The sequence below is a fragment of the Kitasatospora sp. NPDC040550 genome, from assembly GCF_055594965.1.
On the sequence record NZ_JBVIWC010000026.1, the window covers coordinates 29,746 to 48,454 of the forward strand.

Sequence of the window (18,709 nt, forward strand, 5' to 3'; positions counted from 1 at the left end):
GCGGTTCAGTGGGGTATCGAACCCCAGATCGGATCCTCCTTCCATGCGGTGTGGGGCGGCTTTCCAGCGATGATCTTGCCCTGGTTCTTCAGGCTGTCCGAGCCCTCGTCCCAGTAGCCGCCGTGTCCGGACGTGTCGATGTGGATGTTGTTCCCACCGAATCCCGCGATGTGCGGGCTGGGGCCGAGCGAGAAGCCACCGACCGCGCGGGTGGGGTCGTCGGTCGCCTCGCCGATCCAGAGGTGATCGGGGTTGACGTTCAACTGCTCGGCGGTGAGCACGCCCATGCCCGGGCTGCCGAGGGTGACGATGTCGTCGGCGTCCAGGCCATGGCTTCCTCCGCTGTCGGCGACGCCCACGGCGAAACTGCCGTAGCTGTGCGCGATGTAGCTGAGGTGGGTCCTCGGCTCGCCGTGCGCCACCCTGAGGCCGTTGGAGAAACGGCGCATGTCCTCGGCGCCGTCGAGTCCGCGCATGGGGCTGGACGCCCCTGTGAGGCTCTCTGGGGCGTCGTAGCCGAGGTAGGAGATGACCGAGACGGTTTCGCCGGCCTTGGCGTACTGCTTGCCGTAGCCCTGCAACTGCCGGATGCGGTCGATCTGGCCCGGCACCCCGTTGATGTCGGTGTTCGTCCCGGGCACGAACACCGAGGTGTGGCTCGCCTTGTCGGGGTTGCCGGTCGCAACGATCGCGCGTCCGTCTCCCCCGTACGCCTCGGGGGCGATCGCGAGGAGGAACAGCTGGTGTTCCTCGTCCTTCGCGTCGGCGTTCTCCTCCAGCTTCTTCTTGATCTCCGTCAGCGCGGCCTTGCGCTTGTCGTACGTGGTCTGGTCGAGGCCGAAGGAGGCGGGCGTCCCGGCCTGGAGGGCGTCGAGCTTCTGGTCGAGGACGAGGCGGTTGGCCTCATCGCGGGCACTCGCCGGAATGCCGTCCAGGTTTCCGACCTGGGCCGCGTTCAGGGCGAGGTAGGTCTCCTGCTGGTCGGGCGTGAGGCCCTTCCACCAGTCGGCGTTCTTCTGCGGGTCCTTGCCGTCGGGGATGTACGGATCGGCCAGCCCGAGGTCCTTCATGACGTCGGCGACGTCGGTGCGGGTCTCGGCCATGGCACCCTTTCCCCGCTGGTCGCCGAGGATGTCGGCGCCAAGGTGGCCGAGGGCCTTGTTGCCCTGGTCGCTGGCCGTCTGGGCGTCCTTGATGGCCGCGTCGATCCGCTGCTGGAAACCGGCTTTGAGATCCGCGAGGCTGCGGCGCGCGGCCTGCGCGTCGGGGTCGTTGTGCTCGCCTGGACCCTCGGGCGGGAGGTCGACGATCCCCTCGGCGGACACCGTCAGCTTGGCGTCCTGGGCGCGGTGTACGGCGTTGATCAGGTTGGTCTGCGCCTGGTACATCCGGTCCGCGACCGTGTTCAGGGCCAGCGCGGCGGCCTCCGCCTCGACCCGGACGATGCCGAGCCGCTGCTCGGTCAGGTCCATGAACGGGAAGGCAGCCTCGGCGTCCGCGCCCTTCCACCCCCGGCGCAGCGGGCCGTTCACCTGGTTGCGGTGCCGGGTGGCCGTGGTCTCCATGCTGTGGGCGAGCGCCTTCCACGCCTTCGCGGTGTCGCGCAGCCCGTGCGGGTCGAACGCGACCAACAGTTCGTAGACACTGCTCACTGCGTCGCCTTTTGCTGGCTCCAAGCGCCTGCGGTTGCCTGCTCGTTGTGCGCGTGGGCGTTGGCGTTGGTCTGCAGGTTGGCGCTGGTGTCGGTGAGTCGCTTCCGGAGCGCGTCAAGCGGCGCTGCCCAGTCGCTGCCGAGCTTCCCGAGCCCTGGGGCTATCGACCAGCCGGTGAGCCGACCAGAGGCGGTGGTGGCTGAAGTCAGCGCGTCTTGAACAGGTTTGGCGACCTCCTTGGCGAGGTCCTTCGCCACCCCTGAGGAGGCGGTGAGCGCTTGTGGATCAACGGTGACTGTGTCGGCCATGGTGATTCCCCCCGAATCAGATGACGAGTGTGCGCACGGACCGGTCCGACGGTACTTCGTTGGTGTGGCGTTAAGCATCCATGCAGACACTCAGATGATATGAGCACTATGGGGATGGTGTGGTACGGCACCAGCCTTCTGCCCGCTCATCCCGAGGCCTGCCGCCCTCACCCGGAGGAGGGGAACGGCGAAGGTGCCTGCCTGGCCTCAGCCCGAGGTGCGGCCCGGGCTGACCGCAAGGAGGGCGGAGAGCCAGACGACCAGGGCGATGGCGGCGAACAGGGTTGACCCCGATCACCGCCGCCCGCACCGCCGACCTTGCCCCCGCACTTCTTCACCCACGGCCTCGAACTCGACCGCGCCGCCGTCGACGCCAGCCCTGAGCCGCCTCGGGAGGTCTCATAGCCTCGCGTTCTGTGCATCAGTCCGCTCGGTGCCCGGCAAGACCCAATGGGTCTCGCCGGGCACCGGTTTACGCGGCTTCCCCGGAGTCGACACCGTCTGCGATCGGCACTGGGTGGGCGACTACCCCTCGCGGCTGCTACAGCACCTGGACTTGGTCTTGAAGATCCTGCCACCGATGGCCGGGTCGATGGTGTCGCCGATACCCAGGAGCCCGACCAAGGCCCGCGCGTCCGCGAGGGTCACCTTCCCCGTCTGGGTGAGTTTGCACCCCAAGCCGATCCAGCTGGCGAGACCTCGGATCTGCTCGACAGCTCGTGGCCGCTCGGCGTCCGTCATCGCTTCCTGTCCGTCCTGGGCTTGGCGGATTTCATCATCGGGATCGGCATTCCCGCTAGGGTCGCAGCGATGAGCGAGTACCAGTACTACGAGTTCCTGGCGATCGACCGGCCGCTGACCGGCGAGGACCAGGAGCAGCTGCGGTCGCTGTCCACCCGGGCCCGGATCACCGCGACCAGCTTCACCAACGAATATCACTGGGGTGACTTCCGCGGAGACCCTCGGCGGATGGTGGAGCGGTACTACGACGCTCACCTCTACCTGACCAACTGGGGCACTCACCAGGTGATCCTGCGCGTGCCCAAGGGACAGCTCGGCCTGCGGGCAGTGGAGCCGTACTGCTTCGACGAGTGCGTCGAGGCATGGACGACCAAGACCCACCTCGTCCTGGACCTGCGGAGCGAGGACGAGGGCGGGGACTGGGAGGAGGTCGCCGAGGACTCGCTCGGTGCCATCGCCGGGGTGCGGGCCGAGCTGCTCTCCGGGGATCACCGCGCTCTCTACCTTGCATGGCTGTCCGCCATCGGCGCCTGGGCACTCCAGGACGACGACGAGGAGGCTTACCAGGCAGCGGTCGAGCCCCCGGTCCCGGCCGGGCTCGACCGGCTCACCGCACCGCAGCGGGCGCTCGCGGACTTCCTGCGTGTCGACACCGACCTGCTGGCGGTCGCCGCCCAGGCCAGCCCGCCCGCCCCCGCACCTCGGAAGAGGCCCGGCAAGAAGGAGTTGGCGCCGCTGATCGCCGCACTTCCCGAGAAGGAGAAGGACGACCTCCTGCTGCGCCTCGCGCTGGGGGATGAGCCTCAGCTGGGAGCCGAACTCCTGCGCCGACTGCGCGGCGAACCGTCTGCCGTGACTGTGCCGGGCCAGCGCACCGCCGCCGAACTGCTGGACGCAGCGCACGCCAGCGCAGCGGTGCGGCCAAGTGCACCATCGAGGTCTTTGCCCAGCCGCCGGTGAAGGCGGGCCGGAGCAGAGCAGCGACCGTCCGCTGTGCCGTTGGCGTCGAACGGCACGAAAATGCCCCCGAAGCTGTCTGCTTCGAGGGCATCGTGCCTGGTCAGGCGATGTGGCCAGGGCCGGGGTCGAACCGGCGACCTTCCGCTTTTCAGGCGGACGCTCGTACCAACTGAGCTACCTGGCCGTACTGCACCGTCTCTTGCGAGACGAGCGATCCCGACGGGACTTGAACCCGCGACCTCCACCTTGACAGGGTGGCGAGCTAACCAACTGCTCCACGGGACCTTGTGGTGGCGGACCACCAAGGTCTTGCGGCACTGCACTTTACTACGGTACTGCGTGCCCCCAACGGGATTCGAACCCGTGCTACCGCCTTGAAAGGGCGGCGTCCTGGGCCACTAGACGATGAGGGCTTGTGGTCCGTTCGGCTGTTTCCAGCGTTCCGGGGACGTCGAGAAGCATATGGGATGCGGGGCGGATCGCCAAAACGGGTTTGGGCCGGGTGGGGGCGGGGCGTCCGGAGGGGCCCGCGGCGGCGGGGTCAGGACCAGCCGAGTTCGTCCAGCTCGTGGTCGTCGAAGCCGAAGTGGTGGGCGACCTCGTGGATGACGGTGGTGCGGACCTCCTCGACCACCTGCTCGCGGGTCTCGCAGTGGCGCAGGGTGGGGCCGCGGTAGATCAGGATGCGGTCGGGCAGGACGCCGGCGTACCACTCGCCGCGCTCGGTGAGCGGGGTGCCCTCGTAGAGGCCGAGGAGTTCCGGGTCGGCCGGGTCGGGTTCGTCCTCGACGAAGACCGCGACGTTGTCCATCATCGCCGCGAGCTTCGGGGGGATCTGGTCGAGGGCGTCGGCGACCAGCGTCTCGAACTCATCCCGGGTCATCTCCACCGGATCATTGTCGGGTCTGGGGTGACGGTGTGCCAGGCGGCGGACAGCGGTGTTTGATGGGCCCGTGACGACCTCGGAGGACGCGTTGGACGACACCGCGGCGGCGACACCGACGCTCCCGCGTCCGTCGGTGCTGCGCGGGCAGGGGCCGGCCGTGGCGGTGGTCGCGGTGGGCGGGGCGATCGGGGCGCTGGCGCGGTACGGGGCCGGGCTGGGCTGGGGGACCGGCCCGTCGGCCTTCCCCTGGACGACGCTGCTGATCAACGTGGTGGGCTGCGCGGTGATCGGGGTGTTCCTGGTGGTGGTCACCGAAGGGCGGCCGGCGCACCCGCTGCTGCGCCCGTTCTTCGGCACCGGGGTGCTGGGCGGGTTCACCACCTTCTCGACGTACGCGGTGGACGTCCGCCGGCTGCTGGAGGCCGGGCGGCTCGGGCCGGGGCTGGCGTACCTGGGGCTGACCCTGGCGGGCGCGCTCGGCGCGGTGTGGGCGGCCGCGGTGCTGACCCGGCGCGTGATCCACCGCGGCGGTGCCCGGTGAGCCGGCTGGGCGGGCCGGCGCTGCGGCTGACCGCCCTGGTCGGCGAGAGCGACACCTGGCACCACCGGCCGCTGTACAGCGAGATCGTGCACCGGGCGCGGGCGGCCGGGCTGGCCGGGGCGAGCGTGTTCCGGGGGATCGAGGGCTTCGGGGCCTCCTCGCTGGTGCACACGGCGCGGCTGCTGTCACTGAGCGAGGACCTGCCGGTGGCGGTGGTGATCGTGGACGAGGAGGAGCGGGTGCGGGCGTTCCTGCCCCAGTTGGAGGAACTGGTGGCGGAGGGGCTGGTGTTGCTGGACCGCTGCCAGGTGGTCCGGTACGCGGGGCGGGCCGCGGGCCCGGGTGCGGGCACGGGCACGGAGGCGGGCCCGGGTGCGGTCGCGGGGGAGTCGGGGGAGTGAACTGGCTGCTGGTGGTGGCGGGCGCGGTGGTCGGCGCCCCGCTGCGGTACCTGACCGACCGGGCGGTGCAGTCCCGGCACGACTCGGTGTTCCCGTGGGGCACCTTCACGGTGAACGTGTGCGGCTGCCTGGTGCTCGGCCTGCTGACCGGGGCGGTGGCGGCCGGCGCGGCCTCCTCGCACGTCCAACTGCTGGTCGGCACGGGCTTCTGCGGGGCGCTGACCACCTACTCGACCTTCTCGTACGAGACGCTGCGGCTGGCCGGGTCCGGCGCCGGGCGGTACGCGGTGGCGAACGTGGCCGGGAGCCTGGCGGCGGGGCTGGGCGCGGTGTACGCGGGGGCGGAGCTGGCCTCGGCGCTCTGGGGCTGAGCGGGCTCCCGAGGGGGCGGTCGCCGAGAACCGCGCCACCCACCCGTGTCCCGCCGCGCCCGGCGCGCGTTGGGCACCGAAAGCGGCCGCGCGCCAGTGGGCGGCCCGGGTGGGGCGATGGAGAGGGAGCTCGGTGGCTTCGGTGCGGGCGGCGCGTTCGGGCGCGGTGGTACGGGCGGCGGCGGTGCTGGCGGTGGCCGGGCTGGGGCTGACCGGGTGCATGTCGGTCGGTCCGGCGGCGGAGGAGAAGCACGGCGTGGCGCCGGTCGGGCAGGCCGGTCCGGCGGGCCGGCCGGGGGCGACGGGCGGCCCCTCGACGCCGGCCGGCAGCGGGCACCCGGGGGGTGCGTCAGGGCGCTCGGAGCACCAGGGGGGCTTGCAGGCCGAGAACGCGCCGGCCGGGGCGACGAGCGCCACACCGGGTGAGCTCGCGCCCGGCGCGAACGGCGCGGTGGCCGGGGTGGTTCCGGTGCCGGGGGCGGCCGCTCCCGAGGGCGCGCCGGGCGGCAGCGGTGCGTCGGGCGGCGCGAACACCAGCCCCGCGCCCCACCCGGGCGGTGCCTCGACCGGCGGCTCGGCGGGCACCGGCGGGACCGCCGGCACCGGGGAGGGCCGTTCCGGCGGCGGCACGGCCGGAACCCCGTCGGCCACCCCGAGCGGCCACCCGTCCGACACCCCGGCCCCGGAGCACACCACGCCGGCCGCGACCGTCCCGCCGGGCCCGCAGCCCTCGACCGGCAGCTCCGGATCTTCGGCCCCGAGCCCGGGTGCGGGTGCGCATTAGCGGCCTGGCCAGGGCATTTGCCTCCGATCCCGAGGTTCCTCTATGGTGGTAGATCGTTCGTTTGATTCATTTGATTGGCGCCCTATTCCCATCTGGCGCCCTTGGCGCGTTCCGGCGATCCGTGGCTGACCGCATAGAGGCGGTTGTGAAACAGAACCCCGGACTTTGGCGCGTGCCACTTCCGGAAGGTTTTGCATGTCTCTCGTTGACGACGCCCGCTTCGCCATGCCCGCGAACGAGGCTGCCGCCGATGTCACCGACACCACCGACACCACCGAGCTGACCGCCGAGGCTGCGGAGCTCGCCGCCGAGGTCACCGAGCTCACCGACGCCGCCGAGACCGTCGAGGAGGCGGCCGAGCCCGCCGAGCCGACCATCACCTTCGGCGACCTGGGCCTGCACGACGACGTCGTCCGTGCCCTCGCCAAGCGCGGCGTCACCACCCCGTTCCCGATCCAGGCCGCGACCATCCCGGACGCCCTGGCCGGCAAGGACGTGCTGGGCCGCGGCCGCACCGGCTCCGGCAAGACCCTCAGCTTCGGTCTGCCGCTGCTCACCCGCCTCGCCGACGGCGAGCGCACCCGCGCCAAGCACCCGCGCGGCCTGATCCTGGTCCCGACCCGCGAGCTGGCCATGCAGGTCGCCGACGCCCTGGAGCCCTTCGGCTCGGTGCTCGGCCTGCGCCTCAAGGTCGTCTGCGGCGGTACCTCGATGTCGAACCAGATCTACGCGCTGGAGCGCGGCGTCGACGTCCTGGTCGCCACCCCGGGCCGCCTGCGCGACCTGCTGAACCGCGGCTCGGCCAAGCTGGACGACGTCCAGACCGTCGTGCTCGACGAGGCCGACCAGATGGCCGACATGGGCTTCCTGCCCGAGGTCACCGAGATCCTCGACCAGGTGCCGGCCGGCGGCCAGCGCCTGCTGTTCTCCGCCACCCTGGAGAACGAGATCGACACCCTGGTGAAGCGCTACCTGAAGAACCCGGTCACCCACGAGGTCGACCCGTCGGCCGGCGCCGTCACCACCATGACCCACCACATCCTCGTGGTGAAGCCCAAGGACAAGGCGCCGATCACCAACGCGATCGCCGCCCGCAAGGGCCGCACCATCATCTTCGTCCGCACCCAGATGGGCGCCGACCGCGTCGCCGAGCAGCTGATCGAGGCCGGCGTCAAGGCCGACGCGCTGCACGGCGGCATGACCCAGGGCGCCCGCACCCGCGTCCTCGGCGACTTCAAGGACGGCTACGTCAACGTCGTCGTCGCCACCGACGTCGCCGCCCGCGGCATCCACGTCGACGGCATCGACCTGGTCCTCAACGTGGACCCGGCCGGCGACCACAAGGACTACCTGCACCGCTCGGGCCGCACCGCGCGCGCCGGCCGCTCCGGCGCCGTCGTCACCCTGGTGCTGCCGCACCAGCGCCGCGGCGTCTTCCGCCTGATGGAGGACGCGGGCGTCGACGCCAGCCGCCACATCCTGGACCACGCCTTCGACGCCGAGGTCGCCAAGATCACCGGCGCCCGTTCGCTGACCGAGGTCCAGGCCGAGAGCGCCGCCAACATCGCCGGTGCCGCCGAGCGCGAGCTCGCCGACATGACCCGCCAGCTGGAGCGCGCGCAGCGCCGCGCCACCGAGCTGCGCGAGGAGGCCGACCGCCTGGCCGCCCGTGCGGCGCGCGAGCGGGCCGACCTGGGCATCGAGGAGGAGGCCCCGGCCGCGTCCGAGGCCGGCGAGGAGGTCGCCCCGGCCGCTGCCGAGGCTCCGGCCGCCGCGCCGCAGGCCGAGGAGCGCACCCCGGCGTACCGCGAGGCGCGCAGCGAGCGTCCGGCCTTCGGTCGTGACCGTGACCGTGACGACCGCGGCGGCCGCTCGGGTGGCTTCAACCGTGACCGTGACGACCGCGGTGGCCGTTCCGGTGGCTTCAACCGTGACCGTGACGACCGTGGCGGCCGTTCCGGTGGCTTCGGTGACCGCGAGCGCTCGGGTGGCTTCAACCGTGACCGCGATGACCGCGGTGGCCGTTCCGGTGGCTTCGGCGACCGTCCGGCCCGCTCCTTCGGCGGCGACCGCCCGTCCTTCGGCCGGGACCGCGACGAGCGCGGCGGCAGCAACAGCCGTCCGTTCTCGCGCCGTGACGACCACCGCTCCGGTGGCCGTCCGCAGGCCGGCGGCGGCAGCGGCTTCAACCGTGACCGCGGCGGCTTCGGCGACCGTGACCGCGGTGGCTTCAACGGTGGTGGCTTCAACCGCGACGACCGCAAGCCGCGCTGGAAGAACTGACCTCGGACGAGGTCGTACGGCCCGGTCGGTGATCGACCGCCGGCCGGCTGACTGAACCACACACGAAGGGCCCGCTCCGTCCCCCGGAGCGGGCCCTTCGTGTTCCCCCGGTATCCCCCGATACCCCCCCCACACCTCGCTGCTGCTCGCCCCCCGAGGTGTTGTTCTGGAAGTGAGAATAACCTGTGGCGCGCGCTGAGGGTAGTCCCGTAGCGTCACGGACATGAGCAGCAGACTGCACGAAGTGGCACGGGTGAACGAGGAGATCGCCGCGCGGGGGAGCTACCGGACGGCCGGGGGCGAACTCGTGCAGCTGGGGGAGCGGTTGGCGGCCGCCCGGGCCGGCACGGTGTCGTACTCCCCGGCGGGGCTGGACGCGCTGCTGGCGGCCGGGGAGCGGGGGCCCGCGGGCGGGCCGGTCGAGGTCACGGCCGAGGGCAGCGTCGAGGCGGCCCGGCGGCTGGTCGCGGCCGGGGCCGGGCCGGTCGGGGTGCTGAACTTCGCCTCCGCGCGCAACCCCGGCGGCGGGTACCTGCGCGGCGCCCGTGCCCAGGAGGAGGACCTGTGCCGCAGCGCGCTGCTGTACAGCTGTCTGCTGGAGGCGCCGGACTACTACGAGGCGCACCGGGCCTCGACGGACCTGCGGTACAGCCACCGGGTCGTCGTCTCGCCCGGCGTGCCGGTGATCCGGGACGGCCGCGGCGACCTGCTGGCCCGGCCGTACCCGGTCACCTTCCTGACCTCGCCCGCCCCCAACGCCGGTCAGCTGGAACGGCGTTCGGCCGGTACGGACGTCCGGGGCGTGCTCGCCGAGCGGGCCGTCCGGGTACTCGCGGCGGCGGCCCGGCACGAGGTCCGCGCCCTGGTGCTCGGCGCCTGGGGCTGCGGGGTGTTCCGCAACGACCCGGCCCAGGTCGCCGAGGCCTTCGAGGGCGCGCTGGCCCGGTACGGCGGCGCGTTCGAGCGGGTGGTGTTCGCGGTCTGGGACCGCTCGCCGGTCTCGGCGAACCGGGCGGCCTTCGAGGCGCGGTTCGGCCCGGCGGTCGTCCCGTCCTGAACCGGCCGGCGGCCCAGCGCTCGCGCGCCGCGAGGCCCAGCGCTCCCGCGCGGTGAGGTTCAGCGCTCGCGCGCGGTGAGGTTCAGCGCTTGCGCGCGGACAGCACCGTCGCGGCCGTCGAAGCCGCCGCGACCACCCCGGTGACGGCGAACACGGACGGCCAGGCACCGATCCGCTTCGCCAGCGGGTGCGAACCGCCGAAGGCCGCCACGTACAGGCCGGTGAGCGCCGCCGCGGCCGCCGTGCCCGAACTGCGGCGCCACTGCGCGGCCGCGCCGGCACCGGCCACCGCCAGCACCGCGCCGCCCAGCTCGCGCCGGCCGCTCCAGCGGGCCACGCCGTAACCGCCGACCAGGCCGCTCGCCGCGGTCAGCGCGGCGGGCGCGGCGGATGCGAGCGCGTTCTGGACCTTCGCCATCGTCGACTCCACTCGTGGGGCTCGTAAGGACGTGTCGGCTTCCGACCCTAACCCGGTGGCCGGCCCGGCCCGCCGGGAGCCCGGCGGACTCAGCCGAAGGCCGCCGCGGTTGCCACCCCCGGCACCGTGCGGGCCAGCCGCCGCGCCGCCTCCGCCGGGTCGAGCACCCGCTCCAGCCGGAGGTCGCCCGGGACCTCCTGGAGGAAGCGCCCGGCCGACCAGCTGCGCTCGTACGGCAGCGGCTCCAGCACCAGGGTGCGCACGCCGTCCAGCAGCGGGACGTCGCTGGGCGTGCCCTCGTTCCACAGCCAGGAGCCGTCCGGGGCGACCAGGTTGAAGGCGCCGGTGGCGGTGAGCCGGCGGCCGTCCGGGAACGCCGTCCGGGCCAGCGCCACCACCTCCGGGTCCTGCGGGAGGCCGGGCAGGTGGCCGCCGCCGATCAGCACGTCGGCGAGCAGGGTGTGCAGCTGGAAGGTGTCGCTCAGGCCGCTCATCCGCAGCAGGTAGCCGGTGCCGGTGGGGCGGTCGAGGACCAGCAGCGGTTCGTCGTCGAGCACCAGCGCCAGGTGGGTGAGGCCCTTGAAGTCGTGCCGCTCGCCGCCGTACCGGTCGAACAGCTCCAGCAGCACCTCGGTGACGCCCGAGGCGCGGGCCTCGACCCGGACCGGCGGGTGCGCGTACACCGCCCAGGCGGCCTGCTGCCACAGGTGCAGCGTCCACCAGGCGGCCACGGCCAGGTGCGCCCGCCAGGGGTCGAGGTGCTCCGGGTGCTCGATCCGGGCGTGCGCCTCGGCCGGGTCGTCGGCCTCCTGGTCCGGCAGCGGCCCGCCGCCGGTCCGCGCCCAGTGCTCGACCAGCCGTTGGGCACCGGTCAGCGCCCCGCGCAGACCGGCCAGCACCGGGCCGGCGCAGGCCACCGGATCGGCACCGGACTCCACGCAGGCGCCCACCACCATCGCCAGGTGCGCCCGGGGGAACGGCGGCGCGTCCGGCAGCAGCGCGGCCAGCCGGGGGCCGGCCGCCCGCCGTTCGGCCGGGTCGGCCGGGCCGAACAGCGCGCCGACCAGGCCCAGGGCCGGGCCGAAGGCCTCGTCGTCGCCGGCCGCGACCGCCGCCTCCAGTCCGGCCACCGCCTCCAGGAGGGTGGGCTGCTGACGGGTCGGCGGAACGCTCTGGGTGGACATCCGCCGCAGCATAGGCGCAGCGGGCCGGGCTGTCAGCCGCGGGTGCGAGACTGCGGCCATGACGGACAGCGCCCCTGACAGCACGGCGGACCGGGCGGTCACCGACGGCCGCTACCGGATCCGCAACGTCGGCAGCGGCCTGCTGCTGGAGGTCGCCGAGGCCTCCCGGCGCAGCGGCGCCCGGATCCGCCTCGGCCCGGCCGACGGCACCGACGCCCAGCTCTGGCGGCTCACCGCCGTCCACCCCGGCGGCGCGCTCTTCCACATCGAGAACGCCGGCAGCGGCAAGCGCCTGGACGTGACCGGCGCCTCCCCGGACGACGGCGTCCCGATCCAGCAGTGGTCCGCCAACGCCTTCGGCGCCCAGGAATGGCTGCTGGAGGCCCACGTGGACACCCCGGGCACCTACACCGTCACCAGCTTCATCAGCGGCAAGCCGCTGACCGCCACGGAGGCCGGTGTCCAGCAGTGGGAGGACACCGACGCCCCGACCCAGTGGTGGCGGTTCGAGCGCCAGGACTGACGGGGGCCGGGGGTTGCTTCCTCAGGCCGTGAGGTTGGCCCGGAGGGCGGCGAGCTCGGCCTCGGTGGTGCCGTGGGCGGCGAGGTAGGCCGGGACGGTGCCGTGGTGGGTGCGGATCCAGGCGAGGGAGGAGGCGATGAGGCCGGCGTCGACCGGGCGGGAGACCCGCTCGGTGCCGGTCTCGTCGATGTACGGGGTGGGGCCGTCCTCCAGGCCGAGACCGGCGTTGGAGCGCAGGAAGTCGGCGGTGATGTCGGCGTCCGAGGCGCCCAGCAGGGACTGCAGCACGGCGACGGTGAGGCCGGTGCGGTCCTTGCCGACGGCGCAGTGCACGATCACCGGGACGGCCTCCGGGGCGGCCAGCCGGCGGATCACGGCGGCGAGCGAGGGACCGGCGGTCTCGGGCATGAAGGTGTAGAGCGCGGCCTGGTCCTCGGGCCACGGCCGGGTGAGGTCCTCGCGGTCGGCGGGCAGCGTCGGCAGGTTGAGGGACTCGTGGTCGAGACCGTGCCGCTGGTCCGGCCAGACCTCCAGCTCGAACGGGCTGCGCAGGTCGATCACCGTCCGCAGGCCGAGCTCCTTGAGCTTCCGGGCGCCCTCCTCGGTGAGCGTGTGGAGGGAGCCGGAGCGGTAGAGGACGCCGCGGCGCAGGGCGCCGATCCCGCCCGCGTCACGGAAGTTGCGCACACCGGGGATGTCGATGAAGGCAGCGGTCATGGCCCCCACGGTACGGGCGCGGACGGAGCGGGGGGAAGGAAACCGGAGAGGACCGTTCGCCGAATCCCCGCCCCCGGGCCGGGGCCGTCAGCGCCCGCCGGAGCGCCGTCAGCGCCCGCCGGAGACCTCCAGGAACGCCCCCGTGGTGTACGAGGCGGCCGGGGAGAGCAGGAACAGGATCGCCTCGGCGACTTCCTCGGGCTCCCCGCCGCGCCGCATCGGCAGGCCGGGGGCGACCCGGTCGACCCGGCCCGGTTCGCCGCCGAGCGCGTGGATGCCGGTGTGGATCAGGCCCGGGCGCACGCAGTTGACCCGGATGCCCTCGGCCGCGACCTCCAGGGCCAGGCCGCGGGTCATCGAGTCCACCGCGCCCTTGGCCGCCGCGTAGTCGACGTACTCGTTCGGCGAGCCGATCCGGGAGGCGGCCGAGCCGACGTTGACGATCGCGCCGCCGCGTCCGCCGTGCCGGGTGGACATCCGGCGGACGGCCTGGGCCGCGCACAGGAACGGGCCGGTGATGTTCGCCGCCCAGATCCGGTTCAGCCGCTCCTCGTCGATGTCCTCCAGCCGGCACTGCCGCTCCAGCGTGCCCGCGTTGTTCACCAGCCCGGTGAGCGGGCCGAGTTCGGCGTCCACGGTGGCGAACAGCCGCTCCACCTCGGCGCTGCGGGAGACATCCGCCCGCACGGCGATCGCGGTGCCGCCGTCGGCCCGGACGGCGTCCACCACGGCGGCGGCCGAGGCCTCGTCCGTCCGGTAGTTGACGCACACCCGGTAGCCGCGGCGGGCGGCCAGCAGGGCGGTGGCGGCGCCGATGCCGCGGCCGGCGCCGGTGACGAGCAGGACTCCGTCGGTGCTGGTGGTCGACATGGGCCGTACGCTACCCGGCCGGCCACCCGCGCGCGGCGGCCTCCCGCAGCGCGGCGACCTTCGGGGCGCGGCTCCTCGGCGAATCGAGGCCGAACCCGCGGGCGTCGCCCAGTTCGTCCCGGACGAACGCCTCGGTGCGGGCCACCGCGGCGTGCAGCGCGTCGTCCGGCGGGACGAAGGACTGGTGGACGATCTCGGCCCGCTCGGTGTCGTACTCCCACAGGCCGACGATCCGGCCGCGGTCCAGCACCAGGTGGGTCTGCGGGTCGGCCTCGCCGCCGAAGGCGCGCCCGGCCCGGCCGGCGGGCAGCGGGCGGGCGGCGTCGGCGGGGTCGAGCAGCCGGGACAGGTCGCGGTGCAGCAGGTGGATGCCGTCGATCCCGGCCAGCAGGGTGTAGTGCGGTTCGGCCGGCCGCTCGAATCCGGCGAACTCCTCGGCGAGTTCGGGCGGCAGCAGCAGCTCCGAGCCGGGGGCGACCGGCACCGGGCCGGCCTCGGCGACGGCCCGGCGGGCGGTGGCCGCGGAGAAGCCGGAGAACCAGCGGAAGTGCCCGAGGGTGGCCGGCCCGGCCCAGGAGAAGTAGCGGCGGGCGAGGTCCACGGCGTCCCCCGCGACCGGCTGGTCCCAGCCGACGTAGCCGTAACGCTGCTGGTCCAGGCGGCCGTTGACGGGCACCCGGCGGATCCGGCCGCGCGACTGCAGCAGCCCGAGGGCGAGCGGCAGGGTGGTGGCCAGGCCGCGCTTGCGGCCCGGCTCGCCGAGCGGCCGGACGGCGTCGCCGACCTTCTCCCGGATCGTGGTCGGATCCAGCGGCCCGCCGTCGGCGAGCGCCCGCTCGATGGCCAGGCAGAGCTGCTCCACCTCGTCCCGGCCGACCCCCAGGTGCTTCGCCGCGGCGGTCAGTTCGCCCTCCGGGGCGGCCGCGCCGACCGCCAGGCCGAGCGCGAAGTCGGCGGCCGGCAGCAGGTACGTACAGCCCCGGGCGGACGGCAGCTCGTGCACCGCCAGGTCGGCCACCGCCGCGTCCACGGCCGCCCGACCCAGCCCGGCCCGGGCGAACAGGCCCAGGTACGGGGCCGCGCCGCCGACCGAGCGGGCCCAGCCGGTCGCGGCCAGCACCTCGGCGGCGGACGCGCCGGGGTGCGGGCGGTCCAGCCACTGCCGGTGAGACCACCAGGCCCGCAGCTTCTCGACACCGACGGGTTCCGCGTGGGGATCGTGCTCCATGGGGCCAGTATCGGCGGCCGGGCGGGCCCCGGACCGGAAATCGCTCGCCCGGCGCGGCCCGTTCCGGAGAGGATGCGGTACCCGGCGGAACCGGTGATCGAGAGGAGGACGCATGACCGACGCACCCGGCACCGTACTGCTCTCCGGCACCGTGCTGCTCTCCGGCATCGTCGGCTCGACCGCCTACGGCTTCGCCCACGCGGGCTCCGACGTCGACCGGCTGGGGCTGTTCGCCGTCCCCACCGAGGAGTTGCACGGCCTGCACCGCCCGGCCGAGTCGCACGTCACCACCGGGCCGGACGTCACCCTGCACGAGGCCGCCAAGTGGTGCCGCCTGGCGCTGTCCTGCAACCCGACCGCCTCCGAACTCGTCTGGCTGCCCGAGGAGCTGTACGAGACCGCGACCCCGCTCGGGCGGGAACTGGTCGCGATCCGGTCCAGCTTCCTCAGCGCCCCCGCCGTCCGCCGGGCCTATCTCGGTTACGCGGACCAGCAGTTCCGCAAGCTGCTGACCCGGGACACCACCGACCCGGCCACCCGCCGGCGGGCCGCCAAGCACGCCCGGCACCTGGTCCGGCTGGTCGAGCAGGCCGTCCGGCTGCACCGCACCGGCCGCAACCTGATCCGGCTGCCCGACCCGGAGCGCGTCCGCGCGCTCGGCGAACGCATCGCCGACCGCCCCGCCACCGCCGAACAGCTGCTCGCCGAGGCCGCGGACCGGCTCGGCCGCCCCGGCGTCCTGCCGGATGCCCCCGACCCCCGCCCCGCCGAGGCCTGGCTGCGCCGCGTCCGCGCCGCCCACTACGCCCCGCCCCGGGCCGCACCCGTGGCACCCGGCGCGCCCACCCAATCCACTGGCGGAGCCCTGGGGCCCACCGGGTAGGATCACCGTGGCCCTCTCCACCCGGGATCCTCCGGGGCGCGGGGCCGCGGGCCACTAGCTCAATTGGCAGAGCTGCGGACTTTTAATCCGTAGGTTCAGGGTTCGAGCCCCTGGTGGCCCACCGTCCAGACCCCGGGAAGATGCCATCTGACCTGGGTCTTCTTCATTCCTCTCCGCGCGATCGCGGCAATTCCTGACCGTGTGCAGCCAGCGGCACGACCGCGGTGTGGTCGTGGTGCGGCCGTGCTGCGCCCGCGACTGCGGGCCGAGCACGAACGGAAGTTGATGCGACATCAGTTCAAAGGTCGCGCATTCGGATGTGAACATGTCGGGAAAGCACCCGCGCGGCACGGCCCGAACCGGTGTGCGGTGTTCCGTGACGCGAGGCCAATCAGCTGATGTGAATGGGGAGTTCGACGAGCCGTCCCACGACGGTCGGCGAATACCGTCCGCTTCCGTTCGGAGGGGCGCGAAGGGTGTGAAGGGGGCGCTTGAACAGCCGGAACGGACCTTCGCGCCGGTCGGCGCAGAGAGCGTCGACGGCCGGTTGTCGAGCCCCTGGATCTTGTGACGTTGGTCACGTCCGAACCCCCGGGCCGGGACGGCGAGTTCGGACGGATCCGCGGGGTCGTGTGCGTACGGTGACCGCGAAGAGGTGGGGAATCCGGGCGTCCGGGCGCCGGTTCCGGGGGTGCGGAGGGGCCCTCAGCACGGATGATGCCGGCGGGGCGGTTTCGGCGGGGCGAGCGGTGGGCCGGGTGGAATTGCGGTGGGTAGTCACGGCGATATCCGGAACCCGGTCCTCGATTTTTTCTCGATTGCGGTGAATCGGGCGATATCGCAGGGATGCGCGCTTCGAGTGGCATGCTGGTACGGGGGCGGGACGCGCCGGAGTGAAGGCCTAGGAATGGGCGTCGCGTCGGTTAATATGCCAATCAGTGGTCATCATCGAAAATGACCCGACGGCCGGGGTCGGCGGACTCGGCATCCTCTTGCGGCGGCGATTGAACCGACTTAGGGCAACGAGCCGTTCAGTCGTCGCGGAATCGACACCTGGCAGCTCACGGGGGGGACATGCTGGAAATCGCTTTTCTCGGGCCGACGGTAATTCGGTTGAATGGTGAATCAATCTTGCCCAGTGCGGGCAAGCCGCGTCAGTTGCTGACGCTGCTCGCCCTGCGGGCCGATCGTGCCGTCCAGGTCCCGACGCTCATGGCCGAGATCTGGGACGAGTCCATCCCGCGCAGCGCCGCCACGACGCTGCAGACCTACATCCTCCAGTTGCGCCGCAGGATCGCCCAGGCGCTCGGGGAGGGCAAGGAGCAGGCCGCCGGGACCGCCAAGGACGTGCTGGCCACCCGGTTCGGCAGCTATCAGCTCACCTGTCCGGTCGAGAGCAGCGACCTCAGGGAGTTCGACCGGCTGGCGGCCCGGGGGCGCGACGCGATGGAGCGGTGCGACCCGCGGACGGCGTCGGCCGAACTGGCCTCGGCGCTCGTGCTGTGGCGCGGGCCGGCCTTCGCGGACGTGACGGTCGGGCGGTCGCTCGAAATGGAGACGCTGCGACTGGAGGAGGCGTTCCTCCAGGTCCAGGCCCTGCGGATCGAGGCGGACCTGCAGCTCGGACGGCATTCCGAGCTGATCGGCGAACTCCGGATGCTCACCGCGCAGCACCCCATGGACGAGGGCTTCTGCGCCCAGTTCATGACCGCGCTGTACCGCTCGGGCGGCGCCTGGCGGGCCCTGGAGGCCTACCAGCGGCTGCGCCGGACGCTCGACGCCGAACTCGGCGTCGAGCCGTCACCGCGGCTCCAGCGGCTGCACCTCGCGGTGCTGCGCAACGAGCCGCTGCGGGACGCGCCCGGCGTGGGCATGGTGCCGATGCGGCGGGCGGGCTAGCCGGCCGGGAGCGGCGCGGCGGCAGGGCAGGACACGGCGGGGCGGGACACGGCAGGGCGGATCGGCGTCGGGTAGCGGCCGATCCGCGACTGGGCCCGCGCGGCCCCCGTGCGGCCGACGTCGGAGAACGGGAACCCGGGACGGCCATTCGGCCGGCCCGGGTTCCCGCGGTTCGCCCCGAACGGCCGGATGCGGCGGAATTGCGTCAATCCTTTCGGGTAGGTCGGACCGGACCAAAGGCTAGTACCCACTCCTCCATGGGACTGCGAGGCTATTCCGGGCACCGCCGAAAAGGGCGGGCCGAGGTGTGAATGGTGGAGGAGCGGATATGACTGACGGCACGATTTCCGTTGCGATTGCGTACCACAGCGGCTACGGGCACACCCAGCGGCTGGCCGAGGCGGTTCGGGAGGGTGCGGCGGGTGTGTCGGGCGTGACGGCGGAATTGATTTCGCTGGACGAACTCGGCGACGAGGTGTGGCAGAAGCTGGACGCGGCCGACGCGATCATCTTCGGCTCGCCGACCTACATGGGCTCCGCCAGCGGCAAGTTCCACGCCTTCGCGCAGGAGAGCAGCGGTCGCTGGTACGCCCAGACCTGGAAGGACAAGATCGCCGCCGGTTTCACCACCTCCGGCGCGCTGAGCGGCGACAAGCTGCACACCCTCCAGTACTTCACGCTGCTCGCGGCCCAGCACGGCATGCACTGGGTCAACCTCGACCTGCTGCCCGGCAACGGCGACGACGAGCTGAACCGGATCGGCGGCTGGCTCGGCGTGATGGCGCGGTGCCCGGGTGACGCGGGGCCGGAGGAGCTGCCGAAGTCCGACCTGCTGACCGGTGCCCACCTCGGGCAGCGCGTCGCCGAGCACGCCGCGCTCCTGCGCCGGGCACGTACCGCCGGCTGATCCGGCCGCAGGCGCGTCGGCCGGACCCCCTGTGCCGGCCGGACGCGGCGGTGGCCCCGGGCAGTCGCGACTGCCCGGGGCCACTGGCCTGTCCGG

20 protein-coding genes and 4 tRNA genes are annotated in these 18,709 nt (G+C 73.3%); 12 read left to right on the top strand and 12 right to left on the bottom strand.

Annotated features, from left to right (window positions below; all coding sequences use genetic code 11):
* Positions 1 to 5 precede the first annotated feature (5 nt).
* From ACZ58X_RS31190 to ACZ58X_RS31200, 3 genes are all read right to left on the bottom strand, one after another.
* Positions 6 to 1,652: an alpha/beta hydrolase gene (locus ACZ58X_RS31190; RefSeq protein ID WP_470336922.1), complete on the bottom strand. Its 1,647-nt coding sequence runs from the start codon at positions 1,650 to 1,652 to the stop codon at positions 6 to 8.
* Entirely contained in the window at positions 1,649 to 1,960 is a 312-nt protein-coding gene (locus tag ACZ58X_RS31195) for a hypothetical protein (protein ID WP_470336923.1), read from the bottom strand. The genes ACZ58X_RS31190 and ACZ58X_RS31195 overlap by 4 nt, the downstream gene beginning before the upstream one ends.
* Before the next feature lie 525 nt (positions 1,961 to 2,485).
* Complete coding sequence (locus ACZ58X_RS31200) at positions 2,486 to 2,701, bottom strand: hypothetical protein (RefSeq protein WP_470336924.1); 216 nt, start codon at positions 2,699 to 2,701, stop codon at positions 2,486 to 2,488.
* A 69-nt stretch (positions 2,702 to 2,770) separates the two neighbouring features.
* Here ACZ58X_RS31200 and ACZ58X_RS31205 point away from each other — a divergent pair, with 69 nt between their 5' ends.
* Positions 2,771 to 3,661: a hypothetical protein gene (locus ACZ58X_RS31205; protein WP_470336925.1), complete on the top strand. Its 891-nt coding sequence runs from the start codon at positions 2,771 to 2,773 to the stop codon at positions 3,659 to 3,661.
* 110 nt (positions 3,662 to 3,771) lie between these two features.
* On the opposite strand, the gene ACZ58X_RS31210 is transcribed toward ACZ58X_RS31205, so the two are convergent.
* From ACZ58X_RS31210 to ACZ58X_RS31225, 4 genes are all read right to left on the bottom strand, one after another.
* A tRNA-Phe gene (locus ACZ58X_RS31210) sits at positions 3,772 to 3,845 on the bottom strand.
* A 27-nt stretch (positions 3,846 to 3,872) separates the two neighbouring features.
* Positions 3,873 to 3,946 (bottom strand) — tRNA-Asp (locus ACZ58X_RS31215).
* Between the two features lie 55 nt (positions 3,947 to 4,001).
* A tRNA-Glu gene (locus ACZ58X_RS31220) sits at positions 4,002 to 4,074 on the bottom strand.
* Between the two features lie 128 nt (positions 4,075 to 4,202).
* A complete protein-coding gene (locus ACZ58X_RS31225) occupies positions 4,203 to 4,544 on the bottom strand; it encodes a metallopeptidase family protein (RefSeq protein WP_470336926.1) in 342 nt (113 codons plus the stop codon).
* 70 nt (positions 4,545 to 4,614) lie between these two features.
* Here ACZ58X_RS31225 and crcB (ACZ58X_RS31230) point away from each other — a divergent pair, with 70 nt between their 5' ends.
* The 6 genes from crcB (ACZ58X_RS31230) to ACZ58X_RS31255 all read left to right on the top strand — a co-directional run bounded on the left by crcB (ACZ58X_RS31230) (position 4,615) and on the right by ACZ58X_RS31255 (position 9,984).
* Complete coding sequence (crcB, locus tag ACZ58X_RS31230; protein ID WP_470336927.1) at positions 4,615 to 5,088, top strand: fluoride efflux transporter CrcB; 474 nt, start codon at positions 4,615 to 4,617, stop codon at positions 5,086 to 5,088.
* Positions 5,085 to 5,489, top strand: coding sequence for a DUF190 domain-containing protein (locus tag ACZ58X_RS31235; protein WP_470336928.1), 405 nt, complete (start codon positions 5,085 to 5,087; stop codon positions 5,487 to 5,489). Before crcB (ACZ58X_RS31230) ends, ACZ58X_RS31235 begins: the two co-directional genes overlap by 4 nt.
* The gene (gene crcB / locus ACZ58X_RS31240; RefSeq protein WP_470336929.1) at positions 5,486 to 5,860 is read left to right on the top strand and encodes a fluoride efflux transporter CrcB; all 375 of its coding nucleotides are present in this window, start codon (positions 5,486 to 5,488) and stop codon (positions 5,858 to 5,860) included. The genes ACZ58X_RS31235 and crcB (ACZ58X_RS31240) overlap by 4 nt, the downstream gene beginning before the upstream one ends.
* A gap of 133 nt (positions 5,861 to 5,993) precedes the next feature.
* Complete coding sequence (locus ACZ58X_RS31245; RefSeq protein WP_470336930.1) at positions 5,994 to 6,644, top strand: hypothetical protein; 651 nt, start codon at positions 5,994 to 5,996, stop codon at positions 6,642 to 6,644.
* Between the two features lie 195 nt (positions 6,645 to 6,839).
* On the top strand, positions 6,840 to 8,927 hold the full coding sequence (locus ACZ58X_RS31250) for a DEAD/DEAH box helicase (RefSeq protein WP_470336931.1): 2,088 nt from the start codon (positions 6,840 to 6,842) through the stop codon (positions 8,925 to 8,927).
* A gap of 223 nt (positions 8,928 to 9,150) precedes the next feature.
* Positions 9,151 to 9,984: a TIGR02452 family protein gene (locus ACZ58X_RS31255; RefSeq protein WP_470336932.1), complete on the top strand. Its 834-nt coding sequence runs from the start codon at positions 9,151 to 9,153 to the stop codon at positions 9,982 to 9,984.
* A gap of 82 nt (positions 9,985 to 10,066) precedes the next feature.
* Here ACZ58X_RS31255 and ACZ58X_RS31260 read toward each other — a convergent pair whose 3' ends face one another.
* Both ACZ58X_RS31260 and ACZ58X_RS31265 read right to left on the bottom strand, forming a co-directional pair.
* Positions 10,067 to 10,402: a hypothetical protein gene (locus tag ACZ58X_RS31260; protein WP_470336933.1), complete on the bottom strand. Its 336-nt coding sequence runs from the start codon at positions 10,400 to 10,402 to the stop codon at positions 10,067 to 10,069.
* Between the two features lie 89 nt (positions 10,403 to 10,491).
* On the bottom strand, positions 10,492 to 11,586 hold the full coding sequence (locus ACZ58X_RS31265; protein ID WP_470336934.1) for a hypothetical protein: 1,095 nt from the start codon (positions 11,584 to 11,586) through the stop codon (positions 10,492 to 10,494).
* A 58-nt stretch (positions 11,587 to 11,644) separates the two neighbouring features.
* On the opposite strand from ACZ58X_RS31265, the gene ACZ58X_RS31270 reads away from it, so the two are divergent.
* Positions 11,645 to 12,109, top strand: a complete 465-nt coding sequence (locus tag ACZ58X_RS31270) for an RICIN domain-containing protein (RefSeq protein WP_470336935.1) — start codon at positions 11,645 to 11,647, stop codon at positions 12,107 to 12,109.
* A gap of 21 nt (positions 12,110 to 12,130) precedes the next feature.
* On the opposite strand, the gene ACZ58X_RS31275 is transcribed toward ACZ58X_RS31270, so the two are convergent.
* The 3 genes from ACZ58X_RS31275 to ACZ58X_RS31285 all read right to left on the bottom strand — a co-directional run bounded on the left by ACZ58X_RS31275 (position 12,131) and on the right by ACZ58X_RS31285 (position 14,924).
* Complete coding sequence (locus tag ACZ58X_RS31275; protein ID WP_470336936.1) at positions 12,131 to 12,826, bottom strand: tyrosine-protein phosphatase; 696 nt, start codon at positions 12,824 to 12,826, stop codon at positions 12,131 to 12,133.
* 108 nt (positions 12,827 to 12,934) lie between these two features.
* The gene (locus ACZ58X_RS31280) at positions 12,935 to 13,696 is read right to left on the bottom strand and encodes an SDR family oxidoreductase (protein WP_470336937.1); all 762 of its coding nucleotides are present in this window, start codon (positions 13,694 to 13,696) and stop codon (positions 12,935 to 12,937) included.
* Between the two features lie 10 nt (positions 13,697 to 13,706).
* Positions 13,707 to 14,924: a DNA glycosylase AlkZ-like family protein gene (locus ACZ58X_RS31285; RefSeq protein WP_470336938.1), complete on the bottom strand. Its 1,218-nt coding sequence runs from the start codon at positions 14,922 to 14,924 to the stop codon at positions 13,707 to 13,709.
* A 112-nt stretch (positions 14,925 to 15,036) separates the two neighbouring features.
* Between ACZ58X_RS31285 and ACZ58X_RS31290 the strand changes: the two genes are divergently transcribed.
* From ACZ58X_RS31290 to ACZ58X_RS31305, 4 genes are all read left to right on the top strand, one after another.
* On the top strand, positions 15,037 to 15,807 hold the full coding sequence (locus ACZ58X_RS31290) for a nucleotidyltransferase domain-containing protein (protein ID WP_470336939.1): 771 nt from the start codon (positions 15,037 to 15,039) through the stop codon (positions 15,805 to 15,807).
* A 48-nt stretch (positions 15,808 to 15,855) separates the two neighbouring features.
* Positions 15,856 to 15,928 (top strand) — tRNA-Lys (locus ACZ58X_RS31295).
* A 1,010-nt stretch (positions 15,929 to 16,938) separates the two neighbouring features.
* Complete coding sequence (locus ACZ58X_RS31300; RefSeq protein ID WP_470336940.1) at positions 16,939 to 17,706, top strand: AfsR/SARP family transcriptional regulator; 768 nt, start codon at positions 16,939 to 16,941, stop codon at positions 17,704 to 17,706.
* A 328-nt stretch (positions 17,707 to 18,034) separates the two neighbouring features.
* Entirely contained in the window at positions 18,035 to 18,613 is a 579-nt protein-coding gene (locus ACZ58X_RS31305; protein WP_470336941.1) for a flavodoxin family protein, read from the top strand.
* The last annotated feature ends 96 nt before the right edge of the window (positions 18,614 to 18,709 follow it).

Coding starts and splice junctions, on each gene's coding strand:
- ACZ58X_RS31195 (WP_470336923.1), bottom strand. CDS start 1,960: ATGGCCGACACAGTCACCGTTGATCCACAAGCGCTCACCGCCTCCTCA.
- ACZ58X_RS31200 (WP_470336924.1), bottom strand. CDS start 2,701: ATGACGGACGCCGAGCGGCCACGAGCTGTCGAGCAGATCCGAGGTCTC.
- ACZ58X_RS31205 (WP_470336925.1), top strand. CDS start 2,771: ATGAGCGAGTACCAGTACTACGAGTTCCTGGCGATCGACCGGCCGCTG.
- ACZ58X_RS31225 (WP_470336926.1), bottom strand. CDS start 4,544: ATGACCCGGGATGAGTTCGAGACGCTGGTCGCCGACGCCCTCGACCAG.
- ACZ58X_RS31250 (WP_470336931.1), top strand. CDS start 6,840: ATGTCTCTCGTTGACGACGCCCGCTTCGCCATGCCCGCGAACGAGGCT.
- ACZ58X_RS31255 (WP_470336932.1), top strand. CDS start 9,151: ATGAGCAGCAGACTGCACGAAGTGGCACGGGTGAACGAGGAGATCGCC.
- ACZ58X_RS31260 (WP_470336933.1), bottom strand. CDS start 10,402: ATGGCGAAGGTCCAGAACGCGCTCGCATCCGCCGCGCCCGCCGCGCTG.
- ACZ58X_RS31265 (WP_470336934.1), bottom strand. CDS start 11,586: ATGTCCACCCAGAGCGTTCCGCCGACCCGTCAGCAGCCCACCCTCCTG.
- ACZ58X_RS31270 (WP_470336935.1), top strand. CDS start 11,645: ATGACGGACAGCGCCCCTGACAGCACGGCGGACCGGGCGGTCACCGAC.
- ACZ58X_RS31275 (WP_470336936.1), bottom strand. CDS start 12,826: ATGACCGCTGCCTTCATCGACATCCCCGGTGTGCGCAACTTCCGTGAC.
- ACZ58X_RS31280 (WP_470336937.1), bottom strand. CDS start 13,696: ATGTCGACCACCAGCACCGACGGAGTCCTGCTCGTCACCGGCGCCGGC.
- ACZ58X_RS31285 (WP_470336938.1), bottom strand. CDS start 14,924: ATGGAGCACGATCCCCACGCGGAACCCGTCGGTGTCGAGAAGCTGCGG.
- ACZ58X_RS31290 (WP_470336939.1), top strand. CDS start 15,037: ATGACCGACGCACCCGGCACCGTACTGCTCTCCGGCACCGTGCTGCTC.
- ACZ58X_RS31305 (WP_470336941.1), top strand. CDS start 18,035: ATGACTGACGGCACGATTTCCGTTGCGATTGCGTACCACAGCGGCTAC.